The following is a 23,238-nucleotide window of genomic DNA, read 5'->3' as shown; positions in this document are numbered from 1 at the left end:
CCTCTCTTTTGTTATAAAAAAGAGCGCCTGGCAATTTCAGGTGCTCCTCAACGCAGAAAGTCCATAAGTGTCGGCTGAATGATCCTTGCTCCCGCTCCCATGGCGGCTCTTAGTACGCTTTCTTCCGTTTTCAGGTTCGTAATCACTTTTTCCATTTCGGCATCTTCATTATTGGACAAAACCCGGGTAGCGATAACCTCCTGCGTGCCGAGCCGGTCTTCGACGAGATCTCTCCGGTTCATCCGGGCACCGAGGTCGGCCCGCTCGTCAATGATGGTATTCACGTGCTCGTCGATGCTTTCAAGATAGCTGCTTAACTCTTCCTCATGCGTCCCCGGATTCCTCAGGTCAGCCGCGAGCTGCTGTAACGTATCGAACAGCTGACGTCCATCCTCATCCGTGTTCCCGCCTCCGAACACCTTCGTGCCGTCGACGTTCGCCTGCAGAGGAATGCCTTTTGATACTTCAATCGTGACGGGCGTACTGTTCACCGGCAGTCGTACTTCCCCGGTTTCTCCGGTCGCGGGGTCCGTCGCCTGCCGCGCGTCCATCGGGGCGGTGAGCGTATCGGTTCCATTGAAAAGGTATTTGCCGTTCGCCTGCGTGTTGCCGATATCCCTGAGGTGGCCGGCCAGCTGTTCGATTTCCTTGGCGATACTCTCCCGGCTCTGCTCGCCGTTCGTATCGTTACTGGCCTGCACCGTCAGCTCGCGTACGCGCTGCATAGCTTTCGTCGCTTTATCGAGTGCCGCATCCGAGCTGTCCATCCAGTTGTACACTTCGCCGATGTTGCGCTGGAACTGGCCGATTTTCGTGAGCTCGGAGCGGTAGTTGATGCCCTGCATGGCCACTACCGGGTCATCCGACGGTCGGCTGATCTTTTTGCCGGTAGTCAGCTGATCCTGGTATTTGCCCATACTTTCGTAACTCTTACTCATATTGCGCAGCATGTTACTCGAAAGCATCCCCTGCGTAATTCTCATTCTTCATCCCTACCTTCCGACGACGCCCATCTGGTTAATGACGCGGTCCAGCATTTCATCAATAGCAGTTATATTCCTCGAAGAAGCATTGTAAGCGTGCTGAAACTTGATCATGTTCGTCATTTCTTCATCGAGGGAGACCTGACTGACCGAAAAACGCCGGTTCTGGACGGAATCCCGGAGCGTCTGTATATTGTCGCTCATCCGTCCCGCTTCCTGCGTCTCCACAGCCATTCCGCCGATCATCCCTTCGTAAAAGGTACTGACGGTCGCCCCTTCGCCGAGAAGTCCATCCACCTTGTCCCGGAGGACAGCGAGGTCCCGGGCATTGTCCCCGTCTCCGACACTTGTCGAATTGGCCGCTGCGATCATTCCGGCGTTCTTCTTAATCGCACCGGTTATATCAAGTGCAGAAGCGAGCCCTCTGTACACACCGCCTGTATCCGGGTAGGAGTTTCCGTAGGAGAAGAAATCCGTCGTCGCTGACGGTCCCCCTTCCAGTCCGGCACTCTCCGCGTCGTTATGTTCGGCGTTGAACTGCGTCGCAAACGAGGTGGCCAGCTTATCGAGATCTTCAAGCATGGACGCGTAACTCCCCTCCTGCTCGTTACTCCCTTCGACCGTCCCTTGTAATCCGGCACCTTCCGCTCCATCACCCGTAACGGTTAGCGCCGCACTGCGGCCGGCCGCTTCCGAACGGACGAGGAGACGCTGCTCCCCGTCCTGGGTAAGTACTTCCGCTTCGAGGCCTTCCTCTTTACTGATCCGAGCCGCTATTTCTTCCATCGTTTCTTTCCCCGTCGAAGTGATTTCCACTGTCTCTCCCTGTTCGACTTCTCCGTCTTCGTTCACAAAAGATCCGGTAAGGGTAAGCGTTCCTTCAGGGAATGGCGCTCCGCCTGTTTCCTTATTGACAGGGAAAGCGTCCGATACCATAACCGCGCTGCTCTGAGGCGTCGCCGTTACCTTACCCGCAAGATCGGCGAGCCCTTTCAGTTTGCCGGGGGAAGGTAACGTATGGAAGTCGAGAGACGCGGTCTCCCCGTCCGGCTGCAACACGCGGAGAGAGTCGAAAGCGATTCGGCCGTCCGTTTCCCGGTAGTCCACGGAAAGCGAGCTCGCCGGGGCGCCGCCTGCATCCACGAGCGCCGGCGCTCCATCAAGGGGACGCCCGAGAGCATCGGCAAGACGCACCGTTGCCAGGCCGTCCGCTATGTCTTTAGAGGAGGCGGCACTCTTTTCATACGACACGTCTATACTGACGATCTCCGACAGGTCGTCGATGAGACGGTCGCGCTGATCGTACAAATCGTTAGGAAGCTGGCCGTGCGGCTCCACGTTGCCGATCTGCCGGTTGAGCTGATCGATCTGCTGGAGGATAGAGTTGGCATTCTTCACCGTAATGTCCGCTTCCCGTTTCGCGTCCCGCTGCAGCGTCTGTATCGAATTCGACAGGTAGTTGAACGTCTCGGCCACGGCTTTGCCGCGCTCTTTCACGACAGCACGGGCACCGGCGTCCTCCGGGTTCACCGCAAGATCCTGCAGCGACTGCCAGAACCGGTCCATCGTTTTTGCGAGACCCTGGTCCGTCGGTTCGTTCATAATGTCTTCCATTTTGCCAAGCCCGTTTTCAAGAGCGTCGTAATATCCGAGCTTCTTCGCCTCGGACCGGAACTGCTCATCAAGAAAAGCTTCACGTACGCGCTGGACGCTTCCGGCCTGTACGCCGCTTCCCATCTGTCCGGCGATTTCGAGACGGTTCCTGGAGCCTGATGGGAAAGCGCCCGTCTGTTCCATATTGACGCGCTGCCGACTGTAGCCGTCGGTGTTGGCGTTCGATATATTATGACCGGTCGTATAAAGCGCGGATTGCTGGGTGAACAGTCCGCGCTTGGCTACTTCCAGTCCATGAAAGGTGGACATCATAGTTATTCCTCTTTTCCTTACGCCTTCGAATCGAAGATGGACCTGTTCGAGTGCGCCGGTTTCTCTTCGCTGCCGTAATTCAGATTCGCGAGTTCGGGCTTAAGAAGGTCGAGTGAGAGATTGATGAACTGCAGCGACTGTTTCGTCAGTTCCCCGTTCAGCCGCTCCTGATGTTTAAGGTCGGCCAGTACGAGAATCATCGCCTCATACTCTTCATTCAGCTGCTCGTGTTCCTCCCCTTCCAGGTGCGTCAGCATATCGCTGATCGTCTGCTGATCTTCCGTTCCCTGCCGGGCGTACCAGTCGTTTACGTGCTCCTGCCGCCCTTTTTCCACTTTCTGAACCGCCTGGATATGCTTCTTCTCCTCAAGGTCCAGCTGCCGGAGCTTCGGCGTATCGTTCGCCTTCAGCGCCTCCGTCTTTTCCTTCGAGACGTAAAGCAGATTTCTGTGCAGCTTCACGAGACGCTTCATGTCGGATATTATCGGTTCGATCATAACGTACGGCTCCTTTATTCTCCTTCAGAGAAGAAATTGATCATTTTTCTGGCAATGACAGAAGGGTCCGCTTTGTACGTCCCGTTCTCCACCTGCAGCTTCAGTTCCTCAAGACGTTCCTTACGGGCTTCCGGAAGTTTCCCCGCCTCCTGCATCGACTTGGCGGCATCGGAGATTTCCAGTCTGTCCTGATTCGGCTGCGCCTGCACCTGTTTCTGCTGTTGCGCCTGTTTTTGATACGGGTTCCAATTCGTCTGATTCGTTCCGTTGATTCTCATCCGACTCACCTCTTTTCTGTTCATTCCGTAGCCTTCTTCTTTATTATATCGGCAAAATCATGAGAAAGTTAAGCGGAAATCACCGCTTTTTACGATCTATCGAGTAGTAGGAACTCCGGATGACTTCAGGTTCCTCTTCCCGGTGGTTCCGATTTTCGCGTGCTTTTTCATTTCTGTCGATCTTAGCAAGAGCCTCGTTCAGTTCCTTGCTGCACGAGGCGCACAGCCGTCCCTGCCGGATCGCTCCCCCGCACCGCTCGCACGCGTACGACAGACCGGGGAAGTTCATCGGGTGCAGCCGCCTGTCTTTTACGAACTTACGGATCTGCTTTTCTTCAACTCCTGTGGCCTCCGCGATCACATCGGCGGTCGCTGCTCTGTTTTCCCGCTCACGCAGAAATTTGTAAACGGCGCGGTAGTCCAGCTCTTCGCGGTTGCGGCACGTCTCACAGAACGTATGCGTTCGTTTCATAAAAAGTCCGCCGCATCGCGAACAATTCGCCGGTTCTGCCATATATTCCACTCCCTGTACGTCTTTCTTCTATTATCGTCAGGAATGGAAAAGCGTTAAGCCCCGGACGGAATCGGCTCCGTTTTCTTTCAGTACGGCTGCCGCCTGCTTCATCGTCGTGCCCGTCGTATAGATATCATCGATCAAAAGCAGATTCCCCCGCACTTGCTGTACGGGAAGAAAAGGATTGGCACCTCTTTCCCGTTCCTGTTTCGATTTCTTCGCCTGCTTTTCGGAGTGGGACCGTTTCAGGTACGGCCGCGGTCTCTTCATCAGAAGTTCGGTGATCGCTTCTGCCTGATTGAAACCCCGTTCTTCGAGACGTACATCACTGAGCGGCACCGGCACAGCTTTCCCTCTCACAAAGTAAGGAAGGAAGACGGACATCGAAGCAATCAGCTCATAGTCCCCGCGATATTTGAACCGGGCCATCCACTCTTTCGCAAAATCGTTGTAGAAAAGAAGGGAGGTGTTCGAGAGGAGCGCAGAGTCCTGCCGGCAGTCGGGACACGTTTCGCTGTAACGCGGGTTGCAGCAGCGCGGACACCCTTCCGTGATGACTTCAAAACCGTTCATACACTCCTCGCATAAACGTGACGGCCGACCGGGGAGGAAAGCATTACGCCAGTCCGTTTTCGGATGAACCGGCTGAAAGCAGTAGACACACTTCATGTATTGTATCCCCTTTTATTCATCTTTTTAATCGCATCCCGTGCTGCTATAACAGCATCGGTCTTCCCTTCCATATAAAAGCGCACGTCTCCGTCCGGGTCATCGGAGCTCCTGCCCGCACGCCCCGCAATCTGTACGAGAGCCGCTTCGTCGAACACGTCATGACCGGCATCGATGACGTACACGTCCACCGACGGAAAAGTCACGCCGCGTTCGAGAATCGTCGTCGTCACGAGTGTGTGGATCTTACGGTTACGGAAGGCGTCGATCACCTCTTCGCGCTCCGGTGTGTCCGAATGGACGTGAGGAACACAGAGTTCAGCCGCGATTTCCTCGGCCCTTGAAATTGTGGGAGCGAATATAAGCAGCTGACGGTCTCCTGCTTCGATGTGCGGAAGTTTCGTTCGGATGCGGGGAAATAAGTGGAACACGGGTACCGGCAGCGGGTGCCCGTGGTAGCGTACCGGCACGAATACTTTCGGAATATTTTTCTGTTTTCTCCCCGGCGTCGCTGTCAGGTGAATGATAGCGGCATCCGGTTTCGCTGCCTCCCGGGCAGCCCGTTGGAGGGAAGGGTCGTTGTGGTAGGGGAAAGCGTCCACTTCATCGATAAAAAGGACGTCGAAAGCCTGTTTGTAACGATAGAGCTGATGGGTCGTACTTAAAACGACAGGAGTGTAGGTGACCTGAGCGGAGTGGCCGCCATATAAAGCGGCGGCCGGTACGCCGGGGAACGCTTGCCGGAGGCGGGGGTACAGCTCCCGGACGACGTCAGCCCGCGGTGTGGCGATACATACCCGCTCTCCCCGGGCGAGTGCCGCTTCGATGCCGGGGAAGATCATTTCGGTTTTTCCGGCGCCGCAGACGGCGTGGACGAGCAGCTGCCCTCTTCTTATGACAGTATTCTTTATTTCGTCTGCTGCATGCTGCTGGTGACGGGTGAGGGTCCCTTCCCACTTCAGAGTATCCGGAATCGGCAGCTGCACCGAGGAAGGCATTTCGTACAGGACTTCGCAGGACGAAACACGTCCCATCAGGATGCAGTTGCGGCAATAGAGGCACTTCTTCCCGCACGCCGCATGCGGGAAACGCGCAAACTTGTACCGTGCTTTATTACCGCAGCGCTGGCACTGCCTGCGGATAATACCCGGGTGAGCCGGGAGAGTGGACGGATCGATATAATCCGGCAGTTCCTGTTTTAGGAGCCATTGGCCGCTGAACATGTAAATCCCCCTTTGTTTGTACGTAACGGTAGTAAAAAAGCGCCTTCGGGGGAAAGGCGCTGAAACAATCGATCATGTCATTTTATAAATACGGTTATTCTTTATACCAGCCGAGGCCGAGAGCCCCTTCTCCGAGGTGGGTGCCGATGACCGGGCCGAAATAACTGACGGACACCGCGACGTTGGGATACTGTTTCTCGATCTCCTCTTTCCACAGCTCCGCTTCCTCCGGACGGTTGGCATGGATGACGGCCGCACGGATTTTCTTTCCGCCGGAAGCATCTTCGTCAAAAAGCGTGAGCGTACGTTTCCGTGCTTTTTTATACGTACGGATCTTTTCGAACGGGACGATTTTCGTATCGACGAAGTGCAGAATCGGTTTCACCTGCAGCATGCTGCCGATGAATGCCTGGGAGCCGTGCAGCCTCCCGCCGCGGGCCAGGTGATTAAGGTCGTCTACGATGAAATACGCACGCATCGTTTCCTTCATCTCTTCCAGGCGGGCTATTATTTTCTCCGCATCCTCCCCGCCCGCTGCGAGTTTTGCCGCTTCAAGCGCATAATATCCCTGCATGAGGCAGCTTATTTCCGAATCGAACAGGTGAAGTTCGATTCCTTCAGCCATCTCCCCTGCCGAACGCATGGACTGGTAAGTCCCGCTGATTCCGCTTGAAAGCGTAATGGCGACGACTTCATCATACTCTTCCTTCAGTTCCTCCAGTTTCTCGAGTATCGTCCCGACGGAAGGCTGGGAGGTTTTCGGCAATTCTTTCGCCTCTTTCACTTTCGAATAGAACTCATCCGCCGTAAGGTCGATTTCCTCACGATACGCTTCTTCTCCGAAAATGACGTTCAGAGGTACCATATGAATATCGGATTCTTCTCTCATTTGTGCTGATATGTAAGCTGTGCTGTCAGTGAGAACCGCAGTTTTCATTGAATCTCCCTTTCCTGAATACCTTACGTTCATTCTACCGTACTTCGGGACGGATTTCAGCTTTAATTCCGACATTCGCGAACTTCTTTCCACATACAAAAAAAGGACGGAACCGGGTCCGCCCTTCTGCTTTTCATAAAATCTCCGGTACAGACGCGGCTGTCAGAGATATATGATTATAAAACTTCCACCCAGCCGTTCTTGATGGCGGTGACAACCGCCTGCGTCCGGTCATTTACGTTCATCTTCGTCAATATGTTCGAAACGTGGTTCTTCACTGTCTTCTCACTGATATAAAGGGATTCCGCCACGCCTTTGTTCGAGTTCCCGTCGGCGAGCAGCTGCAGTACTTCACATTCCCTGCGGGTCAAAAGGTGCAGAGGTTTACGGTACTCGACGGCTTTATAGGCGAAATCACTCGTCCCGTCGGAAAGCCGGCGGTACTCTTTCACAAGATTGTGGGTGATTTTCGGATGGAGGTAAGATCCGCCTCCCGACACGACCCGGATCGCTTCGATCAGAGATTCCGAATCCATCTCCTTAAGCAGGTACCCCTGAGCTCCTGTTTTCAGTGCGTGCGTCACGTAGTTCTCATCGTCATGTATGGAAAGGATGATGACTTTCAGTTCCGGAAAACGCTCCGTCACCTCCGCCGTCGTTTCGATTCCGTTTCTTTTCGGCATATTGATGTCCATCAGTACAACATCCGGCTGATGTTCCGTAATAAGATCGATCGCCACCGTGCCGTCGTCCCCTTCTCCGACCACCTCGAAGTCTTCTTCGAATTCGAGGATACGCCGGACACCTTCCCTGAACAATTTGTGGTCATCAACCAGTAAAATTTTTGTAGACATCTGTTTTCCTCCTGTGCTCTTCGTACTTGGTAATCACTTTTTAAGAATTATATTCCCTTTTTTGAAAATTTTATGCTATATATCTTTCTTTATCGGTAATTTAATCGTTACTTTCGTTCCGGCATCCGGGACAGAGGTGATGTTAAGCTCGCCGTCCAGCATATCGATTCGTTCACTCATACCCATCAGCCCGAAGGAAGTCTGCTTCTTCTCTTCCACGTCGAAACCGCTGCCGTCATCTTCCACGATGATCATAATCGTGCGCCAGGTGAGTTCGACTTTCACGTCCACCCGGCTCGCCCCTGCATGCTTCACCGCATTCTGCAGCGCTTCCTGGATGAGACGGAACATGGCGACTTCATACTGCGGATCGAGTCTCCGCTCTTTGCCGAAAGGCTGGAAACGTATGTCCAGTCCGTGATAATCGGCAGCTGTCGACAAATACTTCCGGAGGGCCGGCAGGATTCCGAGATCATCGAGTGCCATAGGACGGAGGTCATAAATGATGCGGCGTACTTCGTAAAGGGACGAGCGCACCATTTTCTTCACGCTGCGCATCTCCAGAATAGCCTCTTCCGGAGAACGTTCCCGGAACGTGCGCTCCACGAGGTCGGACCGGAGCAGGACGTTGGCAAGCATTTGTGCCGGTCCGTCATGTATTTCCCGGGAAAGACGGCGGCGTTCTTCCTCCTGCGCTTCGATGATTCTGAGTCCGAACTCCTGCTTCTGCCTGGCATCCTGCAGCACTTCGCTCACTTCACGGAAGTCCTCGTTCAGATAATTGAGGACGACCGATATTTTTCCGGCGAGATTCTCCGCTTTCTCGATCGTTTCCCCGAGGTCCCGGAGCCGACGTTCAATATCATCTCTCCGCTCCCTCAGCTGCTTCTCTTTCTCGCCCGTCACAGTGAGCTCCGTCTGCAGCCGGTGTGTCTCTTCGTACATTTCCCGCATTTCCGCTTCGGAGTAGTCATTGAACTGTTTACTCATCCGGGCGAGCCTCTTCCTTGATCCTTTCACTTTCTCCTCAAGCTTTTCCTCTTCTTCGATGAAGGAGGAAATGCGGGCTTTCAGGTCCACGAGCTCCTCTTCCAGACTTTCATGTTCTTTCCGGGATTTCTCGCTGATGGTGAACACTTCATCTTTACTGATCGAAACGTGATCGACCATTTCCTGTATGATCGAATCCAGAGACTTTTCAGCGGGCGAAACGTCTGTCATTCAAACGACCTCCATCCATGCCTGTTCATATCATTCGTTCTGCCTGCGTCCTTCTGTGGGGGTGAAAAGTCATTCCTTATCTATTTCCGTCATTTGCTGATATGGCTGTTCCTGTATATAATGAAAACCCAGGAGGCAGACATCGATATGTTAAATACTTATTATACGGTAAATTATGAAGGAGAAAAAGAACTAGTTATCCAGAAGTCCCGTTTTATCGCCCATATACGCAGGTGCGAAACGGAAGAGGAAGCGCAGCAGTTCATTTCGGAAATCAAAAAGAAGCATAAGGGTGCGACGCACAACTGTTCCGCCTACATGATCGGCGAGCACGACCTCCTCCAGAAAGCGAACGACGATGGAGAGCCGAGTGGTACAGCCGGCGTCCCGATGCTTGAAGTGTTGAAAAAACGGGGATTGAAAGATACGGCGACCGTCGTCACCCGGTATTTCGGAGGGATAAAACTCGGAGCCGGCGGCCTCATCCGCGCATACTCCGGTGCCGTTTCGGAAGCGATCGAGGAAACGGGCATCGTGGAACGCCGGCTGATGAGGGAGATGCACGTCACCATCGACTACTCTCTCCTCGGAAAGATGGAGAACCAGGTGCGACAGTCGGACTACCCTTTAAAAACCATCAACTATATGGAAAAAGCGGAACTCGTACTGTATGCCCCTCATGGAAAAGAGGAAGAATTCCACCAGTGGACAGCGGACGTCACGAACGCCCAGGCCACAGCAGCAGAGGGCGAACTTACCTACATGGAGTCCGTACTCTCCAATGACGGATCGAAGGAGTAACTATATGAAAACATGGTTGAAACCGACCCTCTGGATCCTCGCGGCAGTCCTGCTGCTGGCCATCGGAGCCGCAGCGGGGTACGGCGCTTACCTGACGGATAAAGTCCGTGAGTCTGCGGAGGATTCCCACGAAGAACTCGGACGCGGCGGCAAGTCGGACAAACGGACCACCGCCGTCACCCCCGGAGAAGACAATCTCTCCGTCCTGTTCGTCGGAGTCGATGCTAGTGCAGCCCGGCTTGAGAAGAACGAGGACCGGAGCAGCCTCTCCGACGCCCTCATTCTCGCCACCTTCAACAACGACGAAAAATCCGTACGACTTCTCAGTATCCCGAGAGACACCTATACCTACATCCCGGAAGTGGACCGCAAAGATAAAATTACCCACGCGCACGCTTACGGCGGAATCGACTCCACGGTGGAAACGGTCGAAGGTCTTCTCGATATCCCGGTCGACTATTACGCCCGTTTCAATTTCAGCGCTTTTATAGAAGTAGTGAACGCCGTCGGCGGAATCAAATACGAAGTTCCTTACGATCTCGAGGAGCAGAACTCCGAAGGAAAGGACGGCGCTATCGAACTTGAGGAAGGAAGACAGCTGCTTAACGGGGAAGAAGCGCTGGCGCTGGCCCGTACGAGAAAGCTCGACAGTGACCTCGCCCGGGGACAGAGACAGATGGAACTGATCAAAGCGATTGCGAGAGAAATGAATTCGTTCAGCTCTTTCAGAAACTACGACAATATCATCGATGCGGTCGGGGAAGACCTGACGACCAACATGACGTTCGATCAGATGATTGCGTTCAAAGACTACTTTCTCAAGGAAGACGGATTCGATTTCAAAACGATGCAGCTGGACGGAGAAGGCGGGTACGCCGGTAACGGTGCGTGGTACTTCATGACGGACGAAGAAAGTCTTGAAAAAACGAAAGACCGGCTGCGCAACCACCTTGAACTCCCGGAGGAACCCGAGGCACAAGAGCCACCCGGCTGATAACGACGTGCCCGCGGTATTCCCATGCCGGTATTCGTGCATAAAAGCCCCCGCTGAAAAACGGAGATTATCATCCGGTTTCCAGCGGGGGCTTTTAACAGTTATTCTATTTTTTTGAACGCTGATTTTTGAACAGATTCAAAATCGGCCGATAGTCTTTGCCGATCAACCCGGTGAACTCCACCAGCAGCTCAAGCATCAGAATGAGAAAACCGATAACCAGCAGTGCACCGTACAGCGTCGCCTGCGAAAACACGACGGCAGCCAGGCTGAAAAGCGCACTTATCGTATAGATGACCAGTACCGTTTCCGGATGACTGTAGCCGAGGTTCAGCAGATTATGGTGCAGGTGGGACTTGTCCGGAGCTGACATCGGCCTGTTCTGCAGCTTCCGGCGGACGATGGCGAATACCGTGTCGGATATCGGCACACCGAGTATGATCACCGGAATGACAAACGAAAACAAAGTGACGTTTTTGAACCCGAGCAGGGAAAGTACACTGATCATGAAACCGAGGAACAGCGCTCCCGTATCTCCCATAAATATCTTTGCCGGGTAGAAGTTGTAGATAAGGAATCCGACCGTACTTCCGAGCATCATCAGCCCTGCGAATACGACGAACACGTTCCCCATCGTAATCGCCATCCCGGAAATGGTAAGAAGTGCGATGGACGACACTCCGGCAGCAAGGCCGTCCAGTCCGTCGATGAGATTGATGGCATTAGTGATGGCGATAATCCAGATCATCGTAATGATTTCACTGAACATACCGAACTCGAGCGTATTATCCGTAAACGGGATATTCACGAACGTTACGACGACGCCCTCTCCGGCATATACGACGACGGCCGCAGCGAGAATCTGCCCTGCCAGCTTCCACTTCGCCGACAGTTCCCGAAGATCGTCCCACACCCCGGTGATGATAATGATCGCAGCTCCGAACAAAACGGGCCAGAAAATAGGGGTCGGAGGCATGAACAGGAAGTATCCGATAATGAAGCTGATAAAGATGGCCAGACCGCCGAGACGCGGCATCAGTACTTTATGGACCTTTCTCGGGTCCGGTTTATCGGTGGCCCCTATATAAACAGCCAGTTTTTTTACCAGCGGTGTCACTATTATCGCCGCGATAAAACAGACTAACAACGCCTGGTACTCCATGGAGATCCTCCTCTTTATATCTGTCCCTTACATCTTTGATGATATACGTAACAAATTACTTTTTTCACAAACTACAAAGATTATATCACATAGCTGCTTCCGGAAGAAAAGGTTTCTGGAATAATAAACATTTCGCCCCAGTTTCTCACACTGCCCCGGTCCCGTCCGGAAGAGCATTGAGCCCTTCCTTCGATTTAAAAAACATTCATAAATCACTTTTCATTTGTTTAACTTTGTTTACAATGAGGTATGGTGGTTAAATAAACCCGGCTGTGTCTCGCTGGGAAAAGTTTCTAGGAGGATTTTAACCTTATGGGTATAGAAGAAGACAGGAAGAAATTAGAAAGATCACTGAAGCCTCACTGGGTCTGGGCGATTGCATTCGGCTCGGCTATCGGCTGGGGGGCGTTCATCCTGCCGCCGGACTGGATGGGTGATGCCGGACCGCTCGGGGTAATCATAGGTATTCTGCTGGGTGCCATCCTTATGATGATTATCGGAGTAAGTTACGGATATCTGATTGAAAAGTTCCCGGTTACAGGCGGGGAATTCGCATACGCCTACATAGGATTCGGGAGAAAATTCGCATTTCTCGCCGGCTGGTTTCTTACGCTCGGATATATGTGTATCGTAGCTTTGAATGCGTCGGCTCTGTCACTTCTGGCCAAGTTCCTGTTTCCGGACTTCATGACGATAGGTACTTTGTATACGGTGGCCGGATATGACGTGTCGATTATGCAGATTCTGTTATCGAGTCTTGCCATCATTATTTTCGGTCTTATGAACATACGCGGCGCCAAATTTTCAGGAAACGTGCAATTTATATTCGCTATGGTGCTGATTACGGGAATCGTGCTGCTCGGTCTCGGAGCTATTTTTACGGAAGGGCCTTCGCTATCGAACGCCACACCGGCTTTCAAGCCTGATCAGTCCATGATCGTCTCGATTCTGACCATTCTTGCTCTCGCTCCGTTCGCCTACGTCGGTTTCGACAACATCCCTCAGGCGGCGGAAGAATTCGACTTCAGTCCGAAGAAAGCATTCGCTCTCATTATCTGGTCGCTTCTGGCAGCCGGTCTTGCCTACTCGGCGATGATTCTGATCACCGCCAGCACTATGCCGTGGCAGGAACTTAACAACGTCATCAACGCTCAGAATATCGAGTGGGGTGTCGGTCACGCCATCGAAAGCTATATGGGACGTCTCGGCGTCTTCATCATTGCAGCCGCTGTTTCCATGGGTATTTTCACAGGTCTGAACGGTTTCATGATTTCATCGAGCCGTCTTACTTTCGCCATGGGCCGGGCCCGCATTTTACCGAATGTATTCCGCAAGCTGCACCCGAAATATAACACCCCTTATGTCGGTGTCGCTTTCACTATGCTTATCTGCCTGATTGCTCCGTGGTTCGGCCGTGAAGCACTGCTGTGGGTAGTGGATATGTCCTCGACAGGTGTCGCGATCGCCTACTTTTTCTGTACGGCTACCGCTTATAAATATTTCGCCTGGTCGGAAAGCGGCAAAAAGAAAAATCCGAAAGCTCTCGTATCTCCGGTAAGGAAGGTCTTTTCCCTGCTCGGACTGATCAGCTCCATCGGCTTTCTTGTACTGCTTCTCTTCCCACCGATGCCTTCGTCGCTCGGCCGGGAATCTTATATAGCTCTCGGAGTATGGATTCTGCTTGGTATCGTCTTCTACTTTGCCAATCAGAAACGTTATAACGATATAGCTGAGAAAGATATGAATTATCTCATTCTGGAAAAAGAAGAAGTGTAATAGAAAAAGGTTCTGTTCCTGTCTCGACGGGAGCAGAACCTTTTTCTATAATTCGAATCCGGCCACCCGGACTATTTGATCCTTTTCAACGACAGCTGACTTCTGTTGTGGACCGCCCACGTCCGGCTTCCGTATTTTAAACTGTAGCCTTCGCGGTTGAAGCGGTGCACGTGTTTCACTATCGTCTCTCTGGCGGCACGATGATACGTAAAAAAAACTACGACGGGATGATCCAGGGAGTCACGGAAAAATAGAGGGTTGAGGCTTCTTGCGATATCACCGAAAGGCCAGAGGTCGAAGCTCCGGAGCACTTCGACATAGGACTCGTCTATCACTGAATTGCTCTCCATGCCCGGATGAGGATTCAGCAGATGATAGCATATCGCCGCCTGAAGGTAGGAAAGCGGCGAATAGTCTCCGGCTACTTTCTTCATGACATCTGCACCAGTACTCCCCGCTTCCTTTACCACCCGGAGTTGGGAAAACGATGTGACGACCGGATTTATATCTCTTAATGGAGGCCCTGATCCGGGACGGGCGGGAGCAATATGTGCAACAATATTCGACTGGACCGCGCTTCTTTTGAAAACAGTTTTTCCGCCCATCGGCATCTCCTTTCACTCACAGGTTTCAAGGAACCTCTTCACTTCTTCAAGAGTTAAACCGAGATCTTTGGCTTCCTGCAGCAGCTCTATCCAATCTCGTGCCACCTTCTCCATGGATTGCAGGCCTCCCTGTTATTTAGCTTCTTCGTCCGAAGAATTACCGGTGCGCGAAATTAAATCTTCCAAAGGTACATGAAGAGATTTGGACAGCTTGCTCATCACGATATAGGAAGGGTTCTTCTGCACGCCGCGTTCAATATTACTGATATATGATTTCGAAACCCCGGAACGTTTGGCCAGTTCACTCACTGAAAGCCCTCTGCCGAGTCTGAGCACGCGAATCCTTTCCCCGATAGTCGTCACATATTCCATCCTCCATTCACATTGTTCTTTATAACGAATTTGTATTTTCAGTATATGCTCTCGGAAGGAAAATAGAAAGAGTCGAATTCCGTCGTTTCCGCCATTTTTCAAACGTTTTACTCATTATTTCTCTTCTTTGCGTTCATTTATAAACTTTTACATTATAAACTACTTTCATTCTTTTAAAAGAACAAAAACACAAAAAGAGACACCCTGCTGGTTCAGAGTGCCTCCCGGAGATTGTATGCATACAGGCCATCGCTATTCTTCCACTTTCCCCTCATATTCCGATAATCTGTTCGTCAGTTCCACAAAAGCCGCCTCTTCCCCTTCGTCTATTGCGCGGTCGATGAGCCGGAGAATGTTCTCCCTTTCCAGCTCCTGTAGAACTTCCTGTACTGCCGCTGCCGGAATCGTCGTACGCTTTTCGTAAAAGGAATGGATGATTCCGTAAAGTTCGCTCCGGAATTCCTTCATATGCATCAGATCGATGACCGTGACGTGAAGGACTTCTTTGCCGCTTTCGAAAGTGAAGACGTCGAAAAGGTTGTGCACTTTATTCAGATCCTTGTTGATGAAAATTTCACAGGACTCCGAGGGGATAAACTGATACGTTTCTTCATCGACATTCAGAGTGACATAGGAATGATCGAATATAATCCGAAGAAACGGCCCGTCTTCAATAATCGCATAAGGCTGTAAATGTTCAAGTTGCATCATTACTCCCACCCCATTCATTCTGAATTTTCTGTATATTACCTCATTTTACCTTAAAATCCAGATGAATGAAAGCGTTTTAATTTACTGCATGCCATTTTTCGGAAACTTCCGCCCGCAATGCTTCAAGCAGTTCCTCACTTTCCTCCCGGTCCCGGGACTTCACGCCGTAGTAGCATTTGAGTTTCGGCTCCGTGCCGGAAGGACGAAGGCAGAACCAGCTGTCCTCTTCAAGAATAAACTTCACGACGTTCGATTTCGGGAGATGGATCGTTTCTTTCGTACCATCCGCAAAAATACGTTCGGACGACTGGTAGTCTTCGGTGGCCAGAACCTCGAGACCTCCCGCCTTTTTAAGCTCCGTTTCCCGGAAACTGTCGACGATTCTCGCAATTTTTTCCGTACCGGCGCGACCTTCGAGTTTGAGGGAGTCCATTCCTTCTATATAATAGCCGTGTTCTTTATAAAGCTCCTCGAGCGCTTCGAGAAGGGTGTATCCTTTCTTTTTCCAGTGAGCCGCCATCTCAGCTCCCATCAGGGAAGCCTGGACGGCATCCTTGTCCCTGACGAAGCTGCTGACGAGATACCCGTAACTTTCTTCATAACCGAATGCGAACGTCGCTTCTCCCGAGGCCTCAAATTCACGGATTTTTTCACCGATGAATTTGAAACCCGTAAGTGTATCGAGGGTCCTGGCTCCGTATTTCGAAGCGATAGCTCTTCCCATTTCGGAGGTTACGATCGTTTTGATCATGATCTTATTATCCGGAAGCTCTTCGTTCTGTGAAAGAATGTAGTCGAGCATAAGAGCGCCCGTCTGATTTCCGTTCAGCACACGGTACTCTCCGTCCTCTCCCGGCACGGCCAGCCCCACACGATCCGCGTCCGGGTCCGTAGCTATGAGCAGCTCCGCTCCTGTCTTTTGGCCCTTTTCCATGGCGAGAGTAAAAGCCTGGGTTTCTTCCGGGTTCGGGGAGGCCACCGTCGAAAATTCAGGGTCCGGCTCCGCCTGAGCCTCCACGAGACTGACGTTCGTAAATCCGGCCCGCTTCAGGCTGTCCGTAACGAGAGGATGCGCAGTACCGTGCAGCGGTGTGAAAATGATCGACATATCTTTATCTATATCATCCGACAGACGGATGCCCTGCACAGCTTCCAGGTAAGCTTCATCCACATCCGTATCCACCCACGCGAGAAGACCTTTTTCTTCGAGCGTTCCCGCTTCTTCCGTGTCCACTTCCAGTTCGTTCTCGACCTTCTGAACGAGTGTAATCATCTTCTCCGCCTCGGCCGGTGGCAGCTGTCCCCCGTCTTCGTTGTATACTTTGAACCCGTTATACTCCGGAGGATTGTGACTCGCAGTAATGACAACACCTGCATCCGCTCCCAGATGACGGACGGCAAAAGACAGTTCGGGAGTGGGTCTGAGCGAGGAGAAGACGTAGGCTTTCACACCTTCAGCTCCGGCCACCCGTGCTGTTTCCACCGCAAACGTTTCGGAGAGGTATCTGGAATCATAGGCGATGACGATACTGTCACCTTTTTTATTCTTTACGTATTCCGCCAGCCCTTTCGCCGCTTTCCGGACCGTATAAACGTTCATCCGGTTCGTGCCGGGACCGAGTTTCCCTCTCATCCCTCCGGTACCGAACTCCAGCTCTTTGTAGAATGCATCTTCCAGCTCGGCTTCATCGAGAAGTTCCAGCTGTTCTTTCAGCGATCCATCTATATTTTCTTCCTCTTTCCATCTGTTCAGTTCCTTCTTCCAGTCCATTGTATCAACCTCCTGATTTTTCTTTGTTGGAATGGGATACGATAAGCTTTCCCGTTCCTTCCAGTGAAAAAGAATCGACCGTGGCCGGGATGATGAAGTGGTCTCCCTTTCGTACCGGGTACGACTCTCCTTCGGTCCGCACTAGCATATCTCCGTCCAGAAGACTGAGCAGCAGATAGGAAGGGTTCACGATCTCTTCGGTGGAGCCGTGCACGTCCCAGTGTTCTACGGAAAAATACTGTTCACTGATCAAATGCTCCCGCTTCATCCCTTTCACTATACTCTCCGTCCGTTCCGTGACGGGGTCTTCGTGCGGAATCTTTGCAACTTCGATGGATTTCTCCAGGTGCAGCTCCCGCTTTTCCCCATCCCCATCTCTCCGGTCGTAGTCGTACACCCGGTACGTGATATCCGAGTTCTGCTGCGTTTCGAGGATCCTCACTCCTGCTCCGATAGCATGGATCGTGCCGCTCGGTACGTAGAAAAAATCACCCGCCTGTACGTTCACGTACCGGAGCAATTCTTCCCACTCCCCGTTCTCTATCCTTTGCGTAAACTCCTCTTCGTTATCCGCGTGATGGCCAAAAACGATCTGAGCACCTTCCTCGGCATCGATGACGTACCAACATTCCGTCTTTCCGTAAGTTTTATTCTCTTTTTCTTTAGCGTATGTATCGTCCGGGTGCACCTGGACGGACAGCTTATCATTGGCATCGAGAATTTTTGTAAGAAGCGGAAACTCTTCTCCCTCTTCTCCGGCGAACAGTTCCCTGTGATTCTCCCACGCCTGTTTAAGCGTAGTGCCCGCGAGCGGACCGTTCCTGATTTCGTTTGTCCCGTTCTCATGCCCTGAAATCGCCCAGCATTCCCCGATTTTTTCGGATGGAAGAGCATACCCGTACATATCTTTGAGCTTTGTCCCTCCCCATATTCTTTCCTTGAAAAGAGGGGCAATCATTATCGGCTCTTTATACATCTGATCCCACCTTTATTTTCCTCCATTATAACAAAAAAAGCCGGCATCCGCCGGCTAATTTCATCTCTTCTGTAAAGAAGCATCTAGCATTTCCAGGTAGTGCGTATGTATTTTCGACATCAGTGTGTTCATTTCAATACCGGGGTTTTCCGTATATTCCTGTTCGGCTATTTTCTTCGCTTCACTGAAAAACACTTCGTAATGCCCCTGAACACCAAGCCTGTAAATCAATACGTCAATAGAGACGGCGCAAGTATCGATAAATTCACGCAAGTTCATCCACTTCAACTCCTGTATATAATTGCGGAGCGGTATAAACGGAGCCAGGGAGTGTGTGTAAAATGAATTACCATTTTTACCGTCCTGTAACAATTATATAGGTAATTATGCCTTTTACAATCTTTTTTTCGTATTATTCATATTTTTCTCAACTAAGAAAGCGTTTTCCGCGCAAATATTTAGATTACTTATCTTGTAGCCCTCTTTCTATTCATGTACAATGTCCATTATATAAACATTAATGTATTCCAGAAGTGGACAGGGAGTGATGATATGAAAGATACAATAAAGGTAGGCCTGTTGGGCCTCGGCACCGTCGGCACAGGTGTCATCGAAATTTTACACACCAATAAGGAAAGTATTAAACATAAAACGGGATGTGAAGTGAAAGTCACCAGGGCTCTCGTCCACGATATCCATAAAACCAGAGACCTTCCGGGCGAAGCCGTTCAGCTCACAACGGACTACGAAGATATAACGAAAGATCCTGAAATCGATGTGATAGTGGAAGTTATGGGAGGCGTGGAACATACGCTGAACGTACTTCTCGAGGCGATTGAAAATAAAAAACATATCGTCTCCGCCAACAAAGATCTCGTTGCGGAACACGGGGAAATCCTTTTCGATGCGGCCGTCCGTAACGGAACGGACCTTTATTACGAAGCGAGCGTAGCCGGCGGTATTCCGATTATCCGCTCCATCGTCGACGGCCTCTCCTCAGACAACATCCGGAAAATGATGGGAATCGTCAACGGAACGACGAACTATATTCTGACAAAAATGAGTCAGGACGGTTCCGACTTTGATGACGTACTGAAGGAAGCACAGGAACTCGGCTTCGCCGAAGCGGATCCGACGGCGGATGTGGACGGTCTGGATGCAGCGAGAAAGATGACGATTCTTTCCATACTCGGATTCTCCATGCCGACGAGACTGAGCGACGTCAAGCTGAAAGGTATACGCGGTATGTCCACATCGGACATCACTTACGCAGATAAGCTCGGGTACACAATTAAACTGATCGGTATCGCAGAACACGATGAGAAAGGGATCACGCTCAGCGTCGAGCCTTCCCTGCTTCCGAAGGTGCATCCGCTCTCTTCGGTAAATGACGAGTATAACGCGGTGTACGTCTACGGAGATGCCGTAGGCGAAACGATGTTTTACGGTCCGGGCGCAGGTAAAGGGCCTACGGCTACAGCTATCGTTTCCGATCTGATCGCCGTCGTGAAAAATATACGGCTCGGCACCAATGGAAACAACTACGTCCACCCGCAGCACGATCGGCTCCTGAAACCGAAAGCGAAAACGTACTCGAAGAAATATATACGGCTGCACGTCCTCGATCAGCCGGGTATTCTGCTGGAAATCACCCGGATTTTTGCCGACAAAGATATTTCTTTCGACCAGATTATCCAGCAGCCTTCCGATTCCCGGGAAGAGCGCGAACTGATGATGATCACCCATTCCGTGAACGAAGAAGCTTTTGAAAAAGCGATGGAAGCACTGGAACAGGCCGCTTCCGTCCGTTCCGTCGACAGTGTATTTCGCGTGGAAGGAGGAGACGACTGATGTGGCATGGCTTACTTCACCATTACAGAGATTCGCTGCCGGTGACCGACGCTACACCGGCACTTACATTAAATGAAGGGGACACTCCTTTCATCCGGCTTGAGAATCTCTCCCGGGATCTTGATATTGATGCTTACGTAAAAGTGGAAGGCGCCAACCCTACCGGTTCTTTCAAAGACCGGGGTATGGTAATGGCGATGGCTAAAGCGATCGAAGATGGTTCCGAGGCCGTCATCTGCGCCTCCACCGGGAACACGTCCGCTTCTGCTGCAGCTTTTGCGGCCCGGGCGAATCTGCGCTGTATCGTCGTAATACCGGACGGAAAAATAGCGGAAGGGAAACTCGCCCAGGCTGTCATGTACGGGGCGGAGATTTTCTCCATCAGAGGTAATTTCGATCAGGCGCTGGAAATCGTAAAAGAAGTGGCTAAAGAAGACGGCATTACACTCGTCAACTCCCTGAATCCGAACCGGATCGAAGGGCAGAAGACGGCCGCTTTCGAAGTGTGTGATGCACTTGGAAAAGCTCCGGATTACCTGTCCATCCCTGTAGGAAACGCCGGAAACATTACAGCATACTGGCGCGGTTTCAAGCAGTATAATGAAAAACATGCTACCGGCCTTCCGAAGATGTTCGGATTTGAAGCGAGCGGTGCTGCCGCGATTACGGATGACCGCATTTATGAACAGCCGGAAACAGTGGCGACCGCCATCCGGATCGGAAACCCCGCCAGCTGGGGACCTGCAAATACCGTCGTTGAAGAATCGGACGGGGAGATCGACAAAGTGACGGATGAAGAAATATTGCAGGCTTATCACATGCTTGCCCAGAAAGAAGGAATCTTTGCGGAACCCGCTTCCTGTGCCTCTCTGGCAGGCACAATCAAAAAACTGGAACAGGGAAGGATAAATAAAGGTTCCACTGTCGTCCACGTGTTAACCGGTAACGGGCTGAAAGATCCTAATACAGCGATTGATACTAGCGAACTGAAGCCGAAAGTCATCGAAAATGACCTGCAGGCGTTCAGGGAAGCTTTGAAAGGAGGACATCATGAATAATTTCACTATAACAGTACCGGCTACTTCCGCGAACCTCGGCCCCGGTTTTGATTCTGTCGGTATCGCTCTCACGAAGTATGCCTCCTTCCACTGTGAACCGTCTGATGCCTGGCACTTCATCGTACCGGAAGCGGACCGGGCATTCATACCGGCGGGTACAGATAACCTTGTGTATCAGGCGGCCAGTTTCACAGCCCGGGAATATGGACAGAAAGAACTCACCCCGTGCGTCGTCACCTCTTCGAACGAGGTACCGGTCTCCCGCGGACTCGGTAGTTCCTCTACGGCGGTCGTCGCAGGCATTGAACTCGCCAATCAGCTGCTCGGTCTGGACTTAAGCGAGCAGGAGAAAGTCGTAGTAGCTTGTAAAATCGAAGGGCATCCCGATAACGTTGCCCCTGCCATCTGCGGTGGTATCGTTATCGCCCACTATGACTATGACGTTCCAAAATATGTAAAGCTGACGAACGGCGTCCAATCTCTGCAGTGGCTGACCGTCGTCCCTGATTTTCATCTGAAAACGGAAGAAGCGAGAGATCTTCTTCCGAAACACTTTTCTTACAAAGAAGCTGTATATGCAAGCAGTACCGGCAATGTTCTCGTTGCGGCCCTTGCTCAGCATGACTGGAAACTTGCCGGGGAGATGATGGAGAAGGACCGTTTTCACCAGGTGTACCGCAGCCCCCTCCTCCCTGACTTCGCGCCGGTTTCAAAAGCTTTGAAAACCGCCGGAAGTGCCGGAACTTACGTGAGCGGGGCCGGGCCTACGATGATCGGTCTGTTCGAGGAACTGGAAGAAAAAGAGGTGGAAGAATTGAGATCCGTGTTTCCCCATCTTCATTTTGAGTCGTTGCGGACAGATACAGAGGGAGTACGGGTGGAAGTGCATGCCCATCAGGAAGTTTCCGAGGCTTGACCAGCCCGGGGGCTTCTTTTTTGTTATTTTTCATCCATGAGTAAAGGGAAATGTTTCAACTTACGTCTGGCATGCCTCCCCCAGTTCTTCACGGCATCCCGGCTCACATTTTCTTTAACGGCGATTTGGGCTACCGCTTTATCTTCTATGATGAACTGGGTGACCCATTTCCATTCGTTCTCTGTCAGCATTCCCCTGATACCCTTCCACAGTTCTTCATCGAACATTTCGCGGGGGACGTATTCGGTTTCCGGCCTTCCGGTCATGTGGCGATAGTGCTCTTCCTTTTCGGCATGCCGCTGTCTCTGTCTGATCTGATCGATGAGGGCGTTCTTTATTTTCCAGTTCACATATGTAGAAAAATCGCTTCTTCCGGCAACGTATGTCGTACAGGCATTCCACAAAGCGATCAGACCTTCCTGATAGAAATCTCCTTCGTCGTCTCTGATGCCGAGGTGATGAATGAAATAATGGATTCTTTTTTCATGATCTTGTACAATTTTTTCGAATGATTCCGGTGACACGTGATCACATCCTTATTCTTTACTTACTTTATAATCGTGGTAAGAATGCGTTTTGGTGTCATTATTTTTTACAAAAATTGAATTTTCTCCTGTAATTTTCAAATTTCTCTTCTTTTTCCTTCCGCAAACGGAGATAATAGGTATGAAAGGAGGGAACTATGAATATAAAACCGTTCCCCGACTATTATCCGATGATCACGGATGTGCTCCATCTCCTCCGCGTGCCGCCGCCGTATGAAGATGAACGGCAGGATGCCTACTTCGTTTACCACAGATGCGTCGGTAACTATAACCCTTCCCGGTCGAAATTCTCCACTTACTACTACCAGGAATTGAAATTCCACTACCAGTCCGCTCTCCGCAAATCGAAACGACGCAAAGAGATTCTGACGGCGACACCTCCACGGCTCCCCTCCGTCCACATCGACCACTATTTCATCCATCCCGGTTTCAATGACAGAGAAGAAAAGATTTTCACCTACTCCATGGAAGGCTACACAACGGAAGATATCGCTTCGCTGCTGGCCATCTCCAAATCCACTGTTCTCCGCGAACGAAAAAAACTTCGTCAAAAACTATCCTCTTATGTTTCATTCTCCACCGATTAAGGGAAACTAAT

The 23,238-nt window shown here is 51.4% G+C and carries 26 protein-coding genes; 7 read left to right on the top strand and 19 right to left on the bottom strand.

The features are described 5' to 3' along the window. Nucleotides 1–47: 47 nt before the first annotated feature. The 10 genes from flgL to BW931_RS06020 form a co-directional block, all read right to left on the bottom strand. Nucleotides 48–983 carry a flagellar hook-associated protein FlgL gene (gene flgL, locus BW931_RS06065; RefSeq protein WP_076570834.1) on the bottom strand — a complete coding sequence of 312 codons (936 nt, stop codon included), beginning with the start codon at nt 981–983 and terminating at the stop codon, nt 48–50. A gap of 9 nt (nt 984–992) precedes the next feature. Further along, a complete protein-coding gene (gene flgK / locus BW931_RS06060) occupies nt 993–2,909 on the bottom strand; it encodes a flagellar hook-associated protein FlgK (RefSeq protein WP_076570832.1) in 1,917 nt (638 codons plus the stop codon). 17 nt (nt 2,910–2,926) lie between these two features. Beyond that, nucleotides 2,927–3,406, bottom strand: coding sequence for a flagellar protein FlgN (locus tag BW931_RS06055; protein ID WP_076570830.1), 480 nt, complete (start codon nt 3,404–3,406; stop codon nt 2,927–2,929). Between the two features lie 14 nt (nt 3,407–3,420). Further along, nucleotides 3,421–3,708: a flagellar biosynthesis anti-sigma factor FlgM gene (gene flgM / locus BW931_RS06050; RefSeq protein WP_008587011.1), complete on the bottom strand. Its 288-nt coding sequence runs from the start codon at nt 3,706–3,708 to the stop codon at nt 3,421–3,423. 55 nt (nt 3,709–3,763) lie between these two features. Beyond that, nucleotides 3,764–4,198 (bottom strand): TIGR03826 family flagellar region protein, encoded by a 435-nt coding sequence (locus BW931_RS06045; protein ID WP_076570828.1) that lies wholly within the window; start codon nt 4,196–4,198, stop codon nt 3,764–3,766. Between the two features lie 36 nt (nt 4,199–4,234). Beyond that, a complete protein-coding gene (locus tag BW931_RS06040) occupies nt 4,235–4,771 on the bottom strand; it encodes a ComF family protein (protein WP_234972590.1) in 537 nt (178 codons plus the stop codon). A 92-nt stretch (nt 4,772–4,863) separates the two neighbouring features. Continuing rightward, the gene (locus tag BW931_RS06035) at nt 4,864–6,090 is read right to left on the bottom strand and encodes an ATP-dependent helicase ComFA (protein WP_008587004.1); all 1,227 of its coding nucleotides are present in this window, start codon (nt 6,088–6,090) and stop codon (nt 4,864–4,866) included. Nucleotides 6,091–6,184: 94 nt separating this feature from the next. Continuing rightward, nucleotides 6,185–7,027, bottom strand: a complete 843-nt coding sequence (locus BW931_RS06030; RefSeq protein WP_076571094.1) for a DegV family protein — start codon at nt 7,025–7,027, stop codon at nt 6,185–6,187. 176 nt (nt 7,028–7,203) lie between these two features. Next, on the bottom strand, nt 7,204–7,881 hold the full coding sequence (locus BW931_RS06025; protein WP_008587000.1) for a response regulator: 678 nt from the start codon (nt 7,879–7,881) through the stop codon (nt 7,204–7,206). Nucleotides 7,882–7,956: 75 nt separating this feature from the next. Further along, complete coding sequence (locus tag BW931_RS06020; RefSeq protein WP_076570826.1) at nt 7,957–9,102, bottom strand: sensor histidine kinase; 1,146 nt, start codon at nt 9,100–9,102, stop codon at nt 7,957–7,959. A gap of 147 nt (nt 9,103–9,249) precedes the next feature. Between BW931_RS06020 and BW931_RS06015 the strand changes: the two genes are divergently transcribed. After that, a complete protein-coding gene (locus tag BW931_RS06015) occupies nt 9,250–9,903 on the top strand; it encodes a YigZ family protein (protein ID WP_076570824.1) in 654 nt (217 codons plus the stop codon). 4 nt (nt 9,904–9,907) lie between these two features. Continuing rightward, a complete protein-coding gene (locus BW931_RS06010; RefSeq protein ID WP_084193866.1) occupies nt 9,908–10,897 on the top strand; it encodes an LCP family protein in 990 nt (329 codons plus the stop codon). Between the two features lie 106 nt (nt 10,898–11,003). Here BW931_RS06010 and BW931_RS06005 read toward each other — a convergent pair whose 3' ends face one another. Beyond that, complete coding sequence (locus tag BW931_RS06005; protein ID WP_076570820.1) at nt 11,004–12,059, bottom strand: glycosyltransferase family 4 protein; 1,056 nt, start codon at nt 12,057–12,059, stop codon at nt 11,004–11,006. A 312-nt stretch (nt 12,060–12,371) separates the two neighbouring features. On the opposite strand from BW931_RS06005, the gene BW931_RS06000 reads away from it, so the two are divergent. After that, on the top strand, nt 12,372–13,835 hold the full coding sequence (locus tag BW931_RS06000) for an APC family permease (RefSeq protein ID WP_076570818.1): 1,464 nt from the start codon (nt 12,372–12,374) through the stop codon (nt 13,833–13,835). Between the two features lie 71 nt (nt 13,836–13,906). Here the strand turns inward: BW931_RS06000 and BW931_RS05995 are convergent, their stop codons facing one another. The 7 genes from BW931_RS05995 to BW931_RS05965 all read right to left on the bottom strand — a co-directional run bounded on the left by BW931_RS05995 (nt 13,907) and on the right by BW931_RS05965 (nt 18,549). After that, entirely contained in the window at nt 13,907–14,440 is a 534-nt protein-coding gene (locus BW931_RS05995; RefSeq protein ID WP_076570816.1) for a hypothetical protein, read from the bottom strand. 12 nt (nt 14,441–14,452) lie between these two features. After that, nucleotides 14,453–14,554 carry a DNA-binding anti-repressor SinI gene (gene sinI, locus BW931_RS05990; RefSeq protein ID WP_076570813.1) on the bottom strand — a complete coding sequence of 34 codons (102 nt, stop codon included), beginning with the start codon at nt 14,552–14,554 and terminating at the stop codon, nt 14,453–14,455. An 18-nt stretch (nt 14,555–14,572) separates the two neighbouring features. Further along, nucleotides 14,573–14,812, bottom strand: coding sequence for a helix-turn-helix domain-containing protein (locus BW931_RS05985; protein ID WP_234972589.1), 240 nt, complete (start codon nt 14,810–14,812; stop codon nt 14,573–14,575). Between the two features lie 252 nt (nt 14,813–15,064). Beyond that, on the bottom strand, nt 15,065–15,520 hold the full coding sequence (locus BW931_RS05980; RefSeq protein ID WP_159435670.1) for an IDEAL domain-containing protein: 456 nt from the start codon (nt 15,518–15,520) through the stop codon (nt 15,065–15,067). A gap of 79 nt (nt 15,521–15,599) precedes the next feature. Beyond that, entirely contained in the window at nt 15,600–17,294 is a 1,695-nt protein-coding gene (locus BW931_RS05975) for a phospho-sugar mutase (protein WP_076570808.1), read from the bottom strand. 4 nt (nt 17,295–17,298) lie between these two features. Further along, complete coding sequence (gene manA, locus BW931_RS05970) at nt 17,299–18,270, bottom strand: mannose-6-phosphate isomerase, class I (RefSeq protein ID WP_076570806.1); 972 nt, start codon at nt 18,268–18,270, stop codon at nt 17,299–17,301. A gap of 60 nt (nt 18,271–18,330) precedes the next feature. Beyond that, complete coding sequence (locus BW931_RS05965) at nt 18,331–18,549, bottom strand: hypothetical protein (protein WP_008586975.1); 219 nt, start codon at nt 18,547–18,549, stop codon at nt 18,331–18,333. A 273-nt stretch (nt 18,550–18,822) separates the two neighbouring features. On the opposite strand from BW931_RS05965, the gene BW931_RS05960 reads away from it, so the two are divergent. Genes BW931_RS05960 through thrB form a run of 3 tightly spaced genes read left to right on the top strand, consistent with a single transcriptional unit; the run spans nt 18,823 to nt 22,095 of the window. After that, nucleotides 18,823–20,121 (top strand): homoserine dehydrogenase, encoded by a 1,299-nt coding sequence (locus BW931_RS05960; RefSeq protein WP_076570804.1) that lies wholly within the window; start codon nt 18,823–18,825, stop codon nt 20,119–20,121. Further along, nucleotides 20,121–21,179 carry a threonine synthase gene (gene thrC, locus BW931_RS05955; protein ID WP_076570802.1) on the top strand — a complete coding sequence of 353 codons (1,059 nt, stop codon included), beginning with the start codon at nt 20,121–20,123 and terminating at the stop codon, nt 21,177–21,179. The genes BW931_RS05960 and thrC overlap by 1 nt, the downstream gene beginning before the upstream one ends. Next, nucleotides 21,172–22,095, top strand: coding sequence for a homoserine kinase (gene thrB, locus BW931_RS05950; protein WP_076570799.1), 924 nt, complete (start codon nt 21,172–21,174; stop codon nt 22,093–22,095). The genes thrC and thrB overlap by 8 nt, the downstream gene beginning before the upstream one ends. 23 nt (nt 22,096–22,118) lie before the next feature. Here the strand turns inward: thrB and BW931_RS05945 are convergent, their stop codons facing one another. After that, nucleotides 22,119–22,619 (bottom strand): sigma-70 family RNA polymerase sigma factor, encoded by a 501-nt coding sequence (locus BW931_RS05945; RefSeq protein ID WP_076570796.1) that lies wholly within the window; start codon nt 22,617–22,619, stop codon nt 22,119–22,121. Between the two features lie 158 nt (nt 22,620–22,777). Between BW931_RS05945 and BW931_RS05940 the strand changes: the two genes are divergently transcribed. Next, nucleotides 22,778–23,227 carry a helix-turn-helix transcriptional regulator gene (locus BW931_RS05940; RefSeq protein ID WP_076570793.1) on the top strand — a complete coding sequence of 150 codons (450 nt, stop codon included), beginning with the start codon at nt 22,778–22,780 and terminating at the stop codon, nt 23,225–23,227. Nucleotides 23,228–23,238: the final 11 nt, after the last annotated feature.

The organism is Salimicrobium salexigens, assembly GCF_900156705.1.
Lineage (GTDB): Bacteria > Bacillota > Bacilli > Bacillales > Halobacillaceae > Salimicrobium > Salimicrobium album.
Note: the sequence above shows the minus strand (reverse complement) of the source record. Positions and strands in the feature narration are given on the sequence as shown.

Coding starts and splice junctions, on each gene's coding strand:
- flgL (WP_076570834.1), bottom strand. CDS start 983: ATGAGAATTACGCAGGGGATGCTTTCGAGTAACATGCTGCGCAATATG.
- BW931_RS05965 (WP_008586975.1), bottom strand. CDS start 18,549: ATGAACTTGCGTGAATTTATCGATACTTGCGCCGTCTCTATTGACGTA.
- BW931_RS05980 (WP_159435670.1), bottom strand. CDS start 15,520: ATGCAACTTGAACATTTACAGCCTTATGCGATTATTGAAGACGGGCCG.
- BW931_RS06015 (WP_076570824.1), top strand. CDS start 9,250: ATGTTAAATACTTATTATACGGTAAATTATGAAGGAGAAAAAGAACTA.
- flgK (WP_076570832.1), bottom strand. CDS start 2,909: ATGATGTCCACCTTTCATGGACTGGAAGTAGCCAAGCGCGGACTGTTC.
- BW931_RS06010 (WP_084193866.1), top strand. CDS start 9,908: ATGAAAACATGGTTGAAACCGACCCTCTGGATCCTCGCGGCAGTCCTG.
- BW931_RS06035 (WP_008587004.1), bottom strand. CDS start 6,090: ATGTTCAGCGGCCAATGGCTCCTAAAACAGGAACTGCCGGATTATATC.
- manA (WP_076570806.1), bottom strand. CDS start 18,270: ATGTATAAAGAGCCGATAATGATTGCCCCTCTTTTCAAGGAAAGAATA.
- thrB (WP_076570799.1), top strand. CDS start 21,172: ATGAATAATTTCACTATAACAGTACCGGCTACTTCCGCGAACCTCGGC.
- BW931_RS06025 (WP_008587000.1), bottom strand. CDS start 7,881: ATGTCTACAAAAATTTTACTGGTTGATGACCACAAATTGTTCAGGGAA.
- BW931_RS05985 (WP_234972589.1), bottom strand. CDS start 14,812: ATGGAATATGTGACGACTATCGGGGAAAGGATTCGCGTGCTCAGACTC.
- flgM (WP_008587011.1), bottom strand. CDS start 3,708: ATGAACAGAAAAGAGGTGAGTCGGATGAGAATCAACGGAACGAATCAG.
- BW931_RS06055 (WP_076570830.1), bottom strand. CDS start 3,406: ATGATCGAACCGATAATATCCGACATGAAGCGTCTCGTGAAGCTGCAC.
- BW931_RS05975 (WP_076570808.1), bottom strand. CDS start 17,294: ATGGACTGGAAGAAGGAACTGAACAGATGGAAAGAGGAAGAAAATATA.
- BW931_RS05995 (WP_076570816.1), bottom strand. CDS start 14,440: ATGGGCGGAAAAACTGTTTTCAAAAGAAGCGCGGTCCAGTCGAATATT.
- sinI (WP_076570813.1), bottom strand. CDS start 14,554: ATGGAGAAGGTGGCACGAGATTGGATAGAGCTGCTGCAGGAAGCCAAA.
- BW931_RS06000 (WP_076570818.1), top strand. CDS start 12,372: ATGGGTATAGAAGAAGACAGGAAGAAATTAGAAAGATCACTGAAGCCT.
- thrC (WP_076570802.1), top strand. CDS start 20,121: ATGTGGCATGGCTTACTTCACCATTACAGAGATTCGCTGCCGGTGACC.
- BW931_RS06040 (WP_234972590.1), bottom strand. CDS start 4,771: ATGAACGGTTTTGAAGTCATCACGGAAGGGTGTCCGCGCTGCTGCAAC.
- BW931_RS05940 (WP_076570793.1), top strand. CDS start 22,778: ATGAATATAAAACCGTTCCCCGACTATTATCCGATGATCACGGATGTG.
- BW931_RS06020 (WP_076570826.1), bottom strand. CDS start 9,102: ATGACAGACGTTTCGCCCGCTGAAAAGTCTCTGGATTCGATCATACAG.
- BW931_RS06045 (WP_076570828.1), bottom strand. CDS start 4,198: ATGGCAGAACCGGCGAATTGTTCGCGATGCGGCGGACTTTTTATGAAA.
- BW931_RS05960 (WP_076570804.1), top strand. CDS start 18,823: ATGAAAGATACAATAAAGGTAGGCCTGTTGGGCCTCGGCACCGTCGGC.
- BW931_RS06005 (WP_076570820.1), bottom strand. CDS start 12,059: ATGGAGTACCAGGCGTTGTTAGTCTGTTTTATCGCGGCGATAATAGTG.
- BW931_RS06030 (WP_076571094.1), bottom strand. CDS start 7,027: ATGAAAACTGCGGTTCTCACTGACAGCACAGCTTACATATCAGCACAA.